Annotated in this window: 11 protein-coding genes; all 11 read left to right on the forward strand. The window is 62.8% G+C overall.

Annotation, left to right across the window (positions count from 1 at the left end):
• The first annotated feature begins 11 nt into the window (after positions 1-11).
• On the forward strand, positions 12-1109 hold the full coding sequence (locus A3M3_RS0110990; RefSeq protein ID WP_155854443.1) for a mannose-1-phosphate guanylyltransferase: 1098 nt from the start codon (positions 12-14) through the stop codon (positions 1107-1109).
• Between the two features lie 89 nt (positions 1110-1198).
• Positions 1199-2398: an amidohydrolase gene (locus A3M3_RS0110995; RefSeq protein ID WP_028266367.1), complete on the forward strand. Its 1200-nt coding sequence runs from the start codon at positions 1199-1201 to the stop codon at positions 2396-2398.
• A 125-nt stretch (positions 2399-2523) separates the two neighbouring features.
• Entirely contained in the window at positions 2524-2958 is a 435-nt protein-coding gene (locus A3M3_RS0111000) for a MarR family winged helix-turn-helix transcriptional regulator (protein ID WP_028266368.1), read from the forward strand.
• Between the two features lie 33 nt (positions 2959-2991).
• A complete protein-coding gene (locus A3M3_RS0111005; protein ID WP_028266369.1) occupies positions 2992-3423 on the forward strand; it encodes an organic hydroperoxide resistance protein in 432 nt (143 codons plus the stop codon).
• On the forward strand, positions 3420-4439 hold the full coding sequence (locus tag A3M3_RS0111010) for an NADP-dependent oxidoreductase (protein WP_028266370.1): 1020 nt from the start codon (positions 3420-3422) through the stop codon (positions 4437-4439). Before A3M3_RS0111005 ends, A3M3_RS0111010 begins: the two co-directional genes overlap by 4 nt.
• A 261-nt stretch (positions 4440-4700) precedes the next feature.
• Positions 4701-5807 carry a BMP family lipoprotein gene (locus tag A3M3_RS0111015; RefSeq protein ID WP_028266371.1) on the forward strand — a complete coding sequence of 369 codons (1107 nt, stop codon included), beginning with the start codon at positions 4701-4703 and terminating at the stop codon, positions 5805-5807.
• A 164-nt stretch (positions 5808-5971) separates the two neighbouring features.
• On the forward strand, positions 5972-7522 hold the full coding sequence (locus A3M3_RS24740) for an ABC transporter ATP-binding protein (RefSeq protein WP_051423121.1): 1551 nt from the start codon (positions 5972-5974) through the stop codon (positions 7520-7522).
• Positions 7515-8888 carry an ABC transporter permease gene (locus A3M3_RS24745; RefSeq protein ID WP_035741635.1) on the forward strand — a complete coding sequence of 458 codons (1374 nt, stop codon included), beginning with the start codon at positions 7515-7517 and terminating at the stop codon, positions 8886-8888. The genes A3M3_RS24740 and A3M3_RS24745 overlap by 8 nt, the downstream gene beginning before the upstream one ends.
• Positions 8885-10396 carry an ABC transporter permease gene (locus tag A3M3_RS0111030; protein ID WP_028266372.1) on the forward strand — a complete coding sequence of 504 codons (1512 nt, stop codon included), beginning with the start codon at positions 8885-8887 and terminating at the stop codon, positions 10394-10396. The genes A3M3_RS24745 and A3M3_RS0111030 overlap by 4 nt, the downstream gene beginning before the upstream one ends.
• Before the next feature lie 8 nt (positions 10397-10404).
• Complete coding sequence (locus A3M3_RS0111035) at positions 10405-10809, forward strand: cytidine deaminase (protein ID WP_028266373.1); 405 nt, start codon at positions 10405-10407, stop codon at positions 10807-10809.
• The gene (locus A3M3_RS0111040; RefSeq protein WP_028266374.1) at positions 10806-12116 is read left to right on the forward strand and encodes a thymidine phosphorylase; all 1311 of its coding nucleotides are present in this window, start codon (positions 10806-10808) and stop codon (positions 12114-12116) included. The genes A3M3_RS0111035 and A3M3_RS0111040 overlap by 4 nt, the downstream gene beginning before the upstream one ends.
• Positions 12117-12165: the final 49 nt, after the last annotated feature.

Genomic DNA, 12165 nt, shown 5'->3' on the forward strand with positions numbered 1-12165 from the left:
CCGAATCGCCAATGCGCCACTTCCACGCGGTCATTCCGGCCGGCGGAGTGGGCACGCGCCTATGGCCGCTGTCGCGTGCCGCTGCGCCCAAATTCCTGCACGACCTCACGGGCTCGGGGAGCACCCTTCTCCGGGCGACGTATGACCGCTTGGAGCCGTTGGCCGGCAATCGGGTTCTGGTGGTCACAGGCGTGGCCCATCGTGCAGCCGTCTGCCGCCAGCTTCCCGAAGTGGGCGACGATGAGCTGGTCCTCGAAAGCGAACCCAAAGACTCAGGAGCGGCAATCGGTCTGGCCGCCGCCATCCTGCACCGTCGCGACCCGGACACCATCATGGGTTCCTTCGCCGCGGACCATGTCATCAGCCCGGACAACCTGTTCCAGGAGACGGTGCGAGAGGCTATCCACACCGCGGCCGCGGGAAAGATAGTCACGATCGGCATCAAGCCCACGCATCCCTCCACCGGGTTCGGTTACATCCGCACCGGCAATTTGCTCAATATCGACGATGCACCGAACGCGCATGCCGTCGTGGAATTCGTCGAGAAGCCAAGCGAGGACATCGCCAAGAAGTACCTGGAGACCGGCGACTACGTCTGGAATGCCGGAATGTTTGTCGCGCCCGTTGCCCTCATGCTCAAGCACCTTGAAGCGAACCAGCCGGTCCTGTTTGCCGGGCTGCAGGAAATTGCGGACGCCTGGGACACTCCGGAACGCGACGAGGTGACGGCCCGGGTGTGGCCCACCTTGCCCAAGATCGCCATTGACTATGCGGTGGCAGAACCCGCCGCGGCGGCGGGGGACGTCGCCGTCGTGCCCGGTACTTTCCGGTGGGATGACGTCGGAGATTTCGCCGCGATCGGTCGCCTCAACAACGCCGGCGACGTCGACGAAGTGACGGTTCTCGGCGAAGGTGCGCGCGTCTTCACCGAGAACGCGAGCGGCGTGGTTGTTTCCGATACCAAGCGCGTGATCGCGCTCATCGGGATCAAGGACGTTGTGATCGTGGACACGCCGGATGCGTTGCTGGTCACCACCAAGGAGCATGCGCAGCGCGTCAAGGGCGCGGTGGACGCGCTCAAGGCAAGCGGGGACACTGACGTTCTCTAGCTCGGCTCCAGCCCAAGCGCTGGGGGCGTCGTCCGTAACCAAGAGACCTCTTTCGATATTCGGGGGGCGCGGATGACTAGAGTTGTGAGGTGCGCAATTTCACTACTGAAACCGAGCCGACCCCCGTGGTGAAGCCGTGGCTTGAAGACCTCCTGCCGGAACTCATCGAATTCCGGAGGGACTTGCATGCGCACCCGGAACTTTCCTTCAAGGAATTCCGAACGACGGAAAAACTGGCGGAACGGCTCGAAGCTGCGGGGCTGAAACCCCGCAGGCTCGAAGGCTCAGGGCTGACGGTCGACGTCGGCGACGGACCCATCGCCACCGCGCTGCGCGGTGACATTGACGCCCTCCCCATCATCGAGGAGACCGGGCTTCCCTTCGCGTCGAAGAACCATGGTGTCACCCACGCGTGCGGGCACGACGTCCACACCACCAGTATGCTCGGCATCGCCTTGGTGCTGCATGCTATGCACCAGGAGTCCCCGCTGGGCGGCACGGTCCGCATCATCTTCCAGCCGGCGGAGGAAACCATGCCCGGCGGGGCGTTGTCCTGCATCGAACAGGGGGTCCTTGAGGGTGTTCCGCGGATCCTGGCACTCCACTGTGATCCGCGTATCAACGTTGGCAAGATAGGTACGCGCATCGGCGCCATCACCTCGGCGTCGGACACCATCAAGATTGAACTGACAGGGCGGGGTGGCCACACGTCCCGTCCGCACCTGACCGAGGACCTGGTCTTCGCGCTTGCCCAGATCGCGGTCAATGTCCCGGCCGTGCTGTCGCGTCGCGTGGATGTGCGCAGCGGCGTCTCGGTGGTGTGGGGCCAGATCACGGCTGGTTCGGCACCCAACGCCATCCCCGCCAGCGGCTACATGGCCGGTACCATGCGTTGCCTGGATCGTGACGCCTGGCACAGTGCGGGGGAGTTGTTGGACGATGTCGTCCAGCAAGTTGCTGCGCCGTACGGGGTGGATGTCCACCTTGAGCACACGCGCGGCGTCCCTCCCGTGGTCAACTCGGAACACGAAACTGCCCTTATTGAGGCCGCGGCACGTGCCGAACTCGGCGAGCATGCCGTCGTCTTGACGCCGCAGTCCATGGGTGGTGAGGATTTCGCCTGGTTCCTGGCTGACCTGCCCGGCGCCATGATGCGGCTCGGAACCCACACGCCAGGCGGTGAAGAATACGATCTCCACCGGGGTGACTTCATCGTGGACGAACGTGCGCTCGGCTTCGCGATCCAAGTCCTGGCCGCCGCCGCGTTACGCACCATCAGGGATCTCTAAAACCTCGGCGCGAACTGGCAGCAGATGCCCCTTTGCCGCGATTTTGCGGTCATCTGATGCCAGTTCGCGCTTATTTTATGCGAGTTGAGTTGTGCACAATTTAATTGTTGGCTATCGTTTGTCTTATGAGTGACACCCCCCGTCTCAACCGCCAGGTTTGTTTCGCCCTCTACTCCGCTTCGAAGGCGGCGACGGCGGTCTACCGGCCGGTGCTGGACGAGCTTGGGCTAACGTATCCGCAGTACCTCGTGATGCTGGTCCTCTGGGAAAACGAGCCACGAAGCGTCCGTGAACTGGGCGCGGAATTGGGACTCGACTCGGGTACCCTGTCGCCGCTGCTCAAGAGGCTTGAATCCGTGGGCCTCGTGGAACGCCGGCGTTCGGCCGAGGATGAGCGCCGCGTCGAGGTCCACCTCAGCAATGCGGGACATGCCCTCAGCAGTCGGGCGAAGACGGTGCCGCAACGGCTAGCCGACTCCGCCGGCTTGAGTGCCTCTGAGCTTGCGCAGCTTCACGAGACCCTTGGCCGGCTCACGGCCGCCCTCCATTCAGCCATCTGATCACCCATCCCCTTCAAAGGAACAGGACCAACAGTGAAGACTTTGTACACGGCCGAGGCGCTGGCCTCCGGCGAAGGCCGCGACGGCAACGCACGCAGCAACGACGGCAAGCTGGATGTGGCTCTTGCCAGCCCGGTGGAACTGGGCGGAAACGGCCTGGGTACCAATCCGGAGCAACTTTTCGCCGCCGGTTACGCCGCATGCTTCCACTCCGCACTCAGGCTGGTGGGGCGAAAGGCACGGGTGGATCTGAGCGATTCCGCGGTCGCAGCGAAGATCCGCTTCGGCGCCCTGGAAGACCGCGAAGGCTACGGTCTCGCCGCCGAACTTGAAATCGCCCTTCCCGCCGTAGACCGCGAGACGGCCGGGCAGCTCGTGGCCAAGGCCCACCAGATCTGCCCGTATTCCAACGCGACCCGCGGCAACATCGCCGTCGACATCAAGCTTGTGGAGGTGGCCGCATGAGCACCGCACTTCCCCGCAGCACCCGCGAAATCCAGCTGGCGTCCCGCCCGCAGGGACGCCCTGTGCAGGAGAACTTCCGGCTGGCCGAAACCGATCTGCCGGAGCTTCAGGACGGCCAGGTCCTGGTCCGCAATGAGTTCATGTCGGTCGATCCCTACATGCGCGGCCGCATGAATGACGTGAAGTCCTACTCCGCACCCTTCCGCCTCGATACAGCGCTCGACGGCGGTGCGGTCGGCGAGGTCATCGCGTCCCGTTCCGAGGCACTCAAGGTGGGCGACGTCGTCGCACACCAGCTCGGTTGGCGCGATTTCTCCGTGGTGGACGCCGCAAGCGCGACGCCGGTCCCGGCCGGTATGGCGCCGACTTCGGCATTCCTAGGCGCGCTCGGCATGACGGGCTTGACGGCGTACGCCGGCCTGCTCAAGGTGGCCGAGTTCAAAGCCGGGGACGTCGTCTTCGTTTCCGGTGCCGCAGGCGCCGTCGGCTCGATGGTTGGCCAGATCGCCAAAGCCATGGGTGCCGCCAAAGTCATCGGCAGCGCTGGCTCCCCGGAAAAGGTGGCGCGCTTGTTGGAGCTCGGCTTCGATGCCGCTTTCGACTACCACGACGGTCCCGTTGTGGAGAAGCTCCGTGAAGCGGCCGGGGAGCGGGGCATCGATGTCTACTTCGACAACGTGGGCGGCGAACACCTCGAGGCGGCCCTCTCAGTCCTCACAGTAGGCGGTCGCGTGGCAATGTGCGGTGCGATCTCGCAGTACAACTCCACGGAGCCAAGTGCTGCCCCTCGGAATCTGGCGGTGGCCATTGGAAAGCAACTGACCCTCCGGGGCTTCCTGGTGAGCGGGCAGCGCCAGCACGCCGCCGAGTTCGCGGGGCGGATGGCCGGATGGCTGGCCGACGGAACGGTCCGCTATGACGAGACGATCGTTGACGGGCTGGAAAACGCCCCGCAGGCCTTCATTGATCTCCTGGATGGGGCCAATACGGGCAAGATGCTGGTCCGCCTGCCCTGAGTGCTAAAGCATAGGGGCCGGATCTTACGACCGCTAGCTGGGAGTTCCTCTACTGCTTGGTAACAAAAGCTCAACAATCTTCGGATTGTTGAGCTTTTGTGTTAGCGGGGTGTGTTTCATCCCACTAAAGTTGTGCCATCAGTGCGTCTCGGCGCAGTGCTGCGAAGCATCAGTGAAAACAGAATTTCAACCTCGAGTTTTCGAAACGGACACTCATTGACCGACTGTCGTAGCATCAATCACTTTCTTCTTGGAGGAAAATTGAAGCAATCACTGCGTGGCACCCTCAAGCGCGGTTCATTTGCAGGCGTCGCAACTGCGGGTGCCGCTGCTCTTTTGCTGGCAGGCTGCGGAAGCCCACCGTCTGCGTCCAGCTCGGGCAGCGCCACCAAATCGGACTACACCGCGTGCATGGTTTCCGATTCCGGTGGCTTCGATGACAAGTCGTTCAACCAGTCAGGCTATGAGGGACTTCAGGCGGCAGCGAAGGACCTGAACATCCAGGAAAAGCACGTCCAGTCCAAGGCCGACACGGACTATGATCCCAACCTCCGTTCGATGGTCCAGCAGGGCTGCAAGCTGACGGTCACTGTCGGCTTCCTCCTGGGCGACGCCACCAAGAACATCGCCACGGCAAACCCGAACAGCCACTTCGCCATCATCGACTACTCGGACCCCACCTTCCCGAAGAACGTCAAGCCGATTGTCTATGACACGGCCCAGGCCGCCTTCCTGGCCGGTTACCTGGCCGCTGGGACCTCCAAGACCGGCAAAGTCGCCACTTTCGGCGGACTCAACATCCCCACCGTGAGCATCTTCATGGACGGCTTCGCCGATGGCGTGAAGTACTACAACCAGAAGAAGGGCAAGTCCGTCCAACTGCTTGGCTGGGACAAGGACAAGCAGGACGGGACGTTCGTTGGCGACTTCAAGCAGGTCGACAAGGGCAAGGTCCTCACTCAGGGATTCCTGGACCAGGGCGCCGACGTTGTCCTTCCTGTCGCAGGGCCGGTAGGCGCGGGCGCCGGCAGTGCGATCCTCGACGCCAAGGCAAAGGGCACGGACGCCAAGCTGATCTGGGTCGACTCTGACGGCTACCTGACCGCCCCCGCCTACAAGTCGGTCATCCTGACTTCCGTCCAGAAGACCATGGCAACCGCCGTCGAAACGGTCATCAAGGCGGACAAGGACGGCAAGTTCGACCCCAGCCCGTACATCGGCACGCTCGACAACGGGGGTGTGGCGCTTGCCCCGTTCCACGATCTCGACTCCGCAGTGCCGGCTGACATGAAGAGCGATCTTGACCAGCTGAAGAAGGACATTATCTCCGGCGCAGTCAAAGTCGAATCAAAGTCCAGCCCGAAGTAGGAATCTGGGCTAAACCACGTCGCGCTGCCCTTTAGCCGAGTTTTGGCAGAAGGGCAGCGTGTTCTGTGTTGCCTTCAATTTTGCTCTTCGACACTCATTGGCCGGGCACTATGCTGAGAGCACGGTGATGACGAGGAGCCATCCTTTATAGATGGGTTGGAGTTTTGAAACTCGAACTGAAAGGGATCACGAAACGCTTCGGATCCCTTGTAGCCAATGACCACATCGACCTCGTGGTTGAACCCGGCCAAGTCCATTGCCTCTTGGGCGAAAACGGTGCCGGAAAATCCACCCTGATGAATGTTCTTTATGGACTCTATGACCCCAGTGACGGTGAAATCCTGGTCGACGGCAAGCCGGTCGTCTTCAAGGGCCCAGGGGACGCCATGGCGGCCGGAATCGGCATGGTCCACCAGCATTTCATGCTTATTCCGGTATTTACCGTGGCCGAAAATGTCGCGTTGGGAAATGAAGCCACCAAGGCAGGCGGATTCCTGAACCTGGATGAAACGCGCCGCAAGATCTCCGAGATTTCCAAGCAGTACGGATTCCACGTCAACCCTGATGCCCTTGTGGAGGACCTTCCCGTGGGCGTGCAGCAACGGGTTGAGATCATCAAGGCGCTGGTACGCGACGCCGAAGTCCTCATCCTCGATGAGCCGACAGCCGTTCTCACTCCGCAGGAAACCGATGAACTCCTGGATATCATCCGACAGCTCAAAGCGGACGGAAAATCAATTGTCTTCATCTCGCACAAACTGCGTGAGGTGAAGGAAATTTCGGACATCATCACCGTCATCCGTCGGGGGAAAGTGGTGGGCTCGGCCGATCCTTCAGCCTCCCCGACGGAGCTCGCTTCGGCGATGGTGGGCCGGGCGGTCAACCTGACCCTGGAAAAGAAACCCGCGCAACCGGGTGAGGTGACCTTCAAGGTCCGGGACCTCACCGTCGTCGACCACAATGGCCAACACGTCGTGGACGGGCTGAGCTTCGACATCGCCAAGGGCGAAGTGCTCGCCATCGCCGGTGTCCAAGGCAACGGCCAGACGGAGCTGACGGAGGCCATCCTCGGCGTCCAACCCCACGTGACCGGGTCCATCACCCTCGACGGGGTCGAACTGCTCGGCAAGAGCGTCAAAGAGGTCCTCTCCGCCGGCGTTGGATTCGTCCCCGAGGACCGCAAGATCGATGGCCTGGTAGGTACGTTCTCCATTTCCGAGAATATGATCCTGGACCTCTATGACAAGCCGCCCTTTGCCCAGGGGATCGGCATGAAACCGGCCCTGATTGCTTCCCATGCGGCGAGAAAGGTCGAGGAGTTCGATGTTCGGACGCCGTCGATCGATGCCGCCGTGGGCACGCTCTCCGGCGGTAACCAGCAAAAGGTGGTGCTGGCGAGGGAGCTGTCCAGGCCATTGAGGCTCTTCATCGCATCCCAGCCCACACGTGGCCTCGACGTCGGCTCCATAGAATTCGTGCACAAACGGGTCATTGCCGAACGGGACAACGGAACTCCGGTGATGATCGTGTCAACGGAGCTCGATGAAGTTCTTGAGCTCGCTGACAGGATCGCCGTTCTCTACCGCGGAAAGCTGGTTGGAATTGTTCCCGCCGGCGCCTCCCGCGATGTGCTGGGCTTGATGATGGCCGGCGTTCCGGAACATGAGGCTGAACTGGCCGCGCACAAAACCCTCGAGGGAGGAACACATGTCTGAGTCCAACACCCCTCGGCAAGAAAACGGCGTGGAGCCGGAGCGCCCGGAAACACTAAGCGATGAGGTCGTCCTGGATGTCGCCTTGGACACCGCGGACGGTGCCAAGGCGCCGTCTGCGATTCCGGCCACTAGCCAGGGTGGCCGGATCCCGCATGCCCCAAGTGCTTCTCTCTTCCGTCAGATCGTGACGGGAAACGCCATGGTGTCGGTGTTGTCCGTTGTTCTCGCGATTGTGCTCGGCGGAATCCTGATGGCTGTGACAAACCCCAGAGTGGCCGAAACTGCGGGATATTTCTTCGCACAGCCGGGGGACATGCTCACTGAGGTCTTCAAGCCCTACGTGGCACTGGTCCAAGGCTCGCTGTTCAACTGGGCCGGGGCCGACGCCGCAGCCCAGCTGTACCCGATCACGGAGACACTCACGGTTTCCACGCCCTTGATTTTGGCAGGACTCGGCGTGGCCCTGGCCTTCCGCGCGGGGCTGTTCAACATCGGCGCGCAAGGGCAAATCATCTTCGGCGCCCTGTTCGGCGCTTACGTCGGCTTCACTTGGCATTTGCCGTTCCTGGTTCACCTGCTGCTTGTCATCGTTGCCGGATTTGTTGGCGGCGCAGTGTGGGGCGGCGTCGTAGGACTCCTGAAGGCCCGGACCGGTGCGCACGAGGTCATCGTGACCATCATGCTCAACTACATCGCCAATTTCCTGCTCCTGTTCCTCCTGACCACTCCGGCTTTCCAGCGCAAGGGCTCGACCAACCCGATTTCGCCCTTCCTGGACCAGTCGGCACTTTTCCCCGAACTCCTGGGGCCCCAATTCAGGCTCCACGCCGGATTCCTCTTGGCAGTGCTGGCAACGGTCTTCGTCTGGTGGCTCCTGAAACGCTCCACGCTCGGCTTTGAATTCCGGGCCGTCGGTGCAAACCAGAACGCCGCACGCACCGCAGGCATCAACGTGCCGCGCGCCGTGATACTGGTGATGGCGATCGCGGGTGCCCTTGCTGGACTGGCAGGCATCGCGCAGGTATCCGGAACGGAAAAATACCTCTCGGGAGGCGTAGCGGCTTCCATCGGATTCGATGCCATCACTGTAGCGCTGCTGGGACGTTCGACGCCGTGGGGAACCTTCTTCGCCGGTCTGCTCTTCGGTGCGTTCCGTGCGGGAGGCGTCGCGATGCAGGCCGAGACCCAGACGCCGATCGACATCGTCTTGGTCATCCAGTCCTTGATCGTCCTGTTCATTGCGGCACCGCCGCTTGTGCGCGCGATCTTCGGACTCAACCCCCGGAAAAAGAAGAAGGCCACTGGCGGCCCTGGCTCCGGATCCGTCACCTCCGGAAAAATCGAGAGCGGAGCTGCGACAGCATGAGCACTACAACAACCCAGTCCGGTAGTGGTACGCCCGCCGGCAGCGCACCTGCGAGCTCCGCCAAGACGGGTTCCAGCGAGCTGGTGAGCTGGAAAGCCGGAATCGGCCTGTCCCTGCTCGCCATCCTGGGAACCGTGCTGTTCGGCTTCATGTCCGATTCGAAGTCCGCAGGCTTCGGCATCGCCGAGGCGGCCAACGAAGCGGCCTCCAACGTAGCTGCGTGGGTCACGCTGGTCCTGGCCCTCCTGCTTTCGGCGTGGCTCGGCTACTTGTGGTTCGTCCGGCGTCGTGCTGGCCTCACGCCGGGGGGAGGCACAGTACCGCGTTGGCTGCCCGCCTCCACGGTCGCCGCCGTTGCGATTCTGGGCCTTGCTGCGCTGGGAGTCGCGAAGGTTGCAAAGATAACGCTTCCTTCCGCCGCCATCGGCTGGATCAGTGCGGTGGTTCTCCTGGGCTTGGCTGGCTACTCCGTCTACCGCACACAGGCGAAGAAGGCCACACCGCGCTGGGTGGGAGGTACCTTTGCCGCAGTGTTCCTCATTGGGTTCATGGTCTGGATCGTGGCCGGTGGAAATGGCGACGCTCCGTCGATATCCCTCGCCGGGCTGATCGCCGGATCTGTCACCTTGGCCGTGCCGCTGGTCTTCGGCTCCCTTTCCGGCGTCCTGTGCGAACGCGTCGGCGTAGTGAACATCGCCATTGAAGGCCAGCTCCTGCTGGGAGCGTTCTCCGCTGCGGTCGTTGCCACGGTGACACAAAACGTTTACGCCGGACTGGTCGCGGCTGCCGTTGCCGGAGCCCTTGTTTCCTTGGTCCTGGCCGTGGTGAGCATCAAGTACCTTGTCAACCAGATCATCGTCGGCGTCGTGCTCAACGTCCTGATCAGCGGCCTGACGAGCTTCCTCTTTTCGACGCTGCTGACCGCCAACCCGGACGGACTGAACAAGCCCGGCCGCCTGCCTCCGGTCGATATTCCCTTCCTGTCCGATATCCCCATCATCGGACCGATCCTGTTCCACCAATCCCTGGTGGGCTACTTGATGTATGTCGCCGTGATCGTCGTTTACCTCGGCCTTTTCCATACGAAGTGGGGGCTTCGAGTGAGAGCCGTCGGTGAGCACCCGCAGGCAGCGGACACCGTGGGCATCAACGTCAACCGGACCCGTTTCTGGAACGTGCTCATGGGCGGGGCGATCGCGGGCATTGGCGGTTCGTTCTTCACGCTGGTATCCGTGGATGCATTCAGCAAGGACATGTCCGGTGGTCGCGGCTATATCGCCCTGGCGGCGTTGATCTTCGGACGCTGGAACCCTATCGGCGCCTTCCTGGCCGCATTGTTGTTCGGCTTCGCAGACAACCTCCAGAGCGTCATCACCATCATCGGATCTCCCGTGCCGAGCCAGTTCATGGCCATGCTGCCCTACGCGCTGACGGTCTTCGCCGTCGCTGGACTGGTGGGTAGGTCCCGTCCACCGGCGGCAAGCGGCATACCGTACGTCAAGGGTTGACGGTGGCCATCACGGATACCGACGTGGACTGGGCTGCCCTCGAGGCTGCCGCGGTTGCCGCCATGGAGAAGGCCTACGCTCCGTATTCGAAGTTCCCGGTGGGGGCTGCAGCCCTCACCGAGGACGGCCGGATCGTCAGTGGCTGCAACGTGGAGAACGCCAGCTATGGTCTCACGCTGTGCGCCGAGTGCGCCCTGGTGGGAGATCTCCATATGGGTGGCGGCGGCAGGCTACGGGCCTTCTATTGCGTCGACGCGAAGGGCAATGTCCTCATGCCGTGTGGACGCTGCAGGCAATTGCTGTATGAATTCCGGGCACCCGGCATGCAGCTCATGACAACGCAAGGCATCAAGACCATGGACCAAGTGCTGCCCGATGCCTTCGGTCCCGACAACCTGAAGGAGAACCGGTGACACAGACTGAGGCGTTTGATGCCGTTCAGATCATCAGCATCAAGCGGGACAAGGGCACCTTGAGCCCGGAACAGATCGACTGGACCATCGATGCCTACACCCGTGGTGTCATCGCAGACGAGCAGATGGCGGCCCTGAACATGGCCATCCTGCTCAATGGGATGGACCGTGCCGAGATCTCGCGCTGGACCGCGGCGATGATCGCCTCGGGTGAGCGGATGGACTTCTCCAGCCTTCGGCGGCCCGACGGCGGCGTGAAAGCCACCACCGACAAGCACTCCACCGGGGGCGTCGGGGACAAGATCACGCTTCCACTGGCGCCCTTGGTGGCCGTCTTCGGTGTGGCGGTTCCCCAGCTTTCCGGCAGGGGACTGGGCCACACCGGGGGCACCCTCGACAAGCTCGAATCGATTCCCGGTTGGCGGGCGAACCTAAGCAATGCGGAAATCCTGGCGCAGCTGCAGGACGTGGGGGCGGTGATCTGCGCTGCCGGCACGGGCTTGGCTCCGGCGGACAAGAAACTATACGCCCTCCGGGACGTGACGGGCACGGTGGAAGCCATTCCGCTGATTGCCTCGTCCATCATGAGCAAGAAGATCGCCGAGGGCACAGGATCCTTGGTGCTTGACGTGAAGGTGGGCTCGGGGGCGTTCATGAAGGACGAAGCCCGCGCCCGCGAACTGGCGGAAACCATGGTGGCGCTGGGCAAGGATGCGGGTGTCAACACGGTGGCCCTGCTGACCAATATGAGCACTCCGCTGGGCCTGACCGCGGGCAATGCCATCGAGGTGGAGGAATCGGTAGAGGTGCTGGCCGGCGGCGGTCCGGAAGACGTCGTCGAACTGACGATCAGGCTCGCCGAGGAGATGCTCGCCTGCGCTGGAGTGCACGACGCCGATCCCGCGGCCGCCCTCAAGGATGGCCGCGCGATGGACGTCTGGAACCGCATGATCACAGCCCAAGGGGGCGATCCGCGTGCCGCCCTGCCCGTGGCCAGGGAATCCGAGATCATCCCGGTTCCGGCCGACGGCGTCCTGGTGGAGCTGGACGCTTTGTCCGTGGGTGTGGCTGCGTGGCGCCTCGGTGCGGGACGGGCTCGGAAGGAGGATATCGTCCAGGCCGGTGCGGGGGTGCGGATGCATGTCAAGCCGGGCGCCTTGGTGCGGGCGGGGGAGCCCCTCATGACTCTGCTGAGCGACACGCCGGAAAGATTCGAAAGAGCCAAGGAAGCCTTGGAAGAAGCCGTGCTCATCGCGCCGGAAGGCTCACGGCCGGCGCAACGGCTCATCATCGACCGGATCTCCTAGGCGGGTCTCCCGCGCATTTTCGGACGTCGGGGAGACAATCCCCACCGCC

Source organism: Arthrobacter sp. MA-N2 (genome assembly GCF_000517125.1).
In the GTDB taxonomy this organism is placed as follows: Bacteria; Actinomycetota; Actinomycetes; order Actinomycetales; family Micrococcaceae; genus Arthrobacter; species Arthrobacter methylotrophus.

Coding starts and splice junctions, on each gene's coding strand:
- A3M3_RS24745 (WP_035741635.1), top strand. CDS start 7,515: ATGTCTGAGTCCAACACCCCTCGGCAAGAAAACGGCGTGGAGCCGGAG.
- A3M3_RS0111030 (WP_028266372.1), top strand. CDS start 8,885: ATGAGCACTACAACAACCCAGTCCGGTAGTGGTACGCCCGCCGGCAGC.
- A3M3_RS0111010 (WP_028266370.1), top strand. CDS start 3,420: ATGAGCACCGCACTTCCCCGCAGCACCCGCGAAATCCAGCTGGCGTCC.
- A3M3_RS0111000 (WP_028266368.1), top strand. CDS start 2,524: ATGAGTGACACCCCCCGTCTCAACCGCCAGGTTTGTTTCGCCCTCTAC.
- A3M3_RS0110990 (WP_155854443.1), top strand. CDS start 12: ATGCGCCACTTCCACGCGGTCATTCCGGCCGGCGGAGTGGGCACGCGC.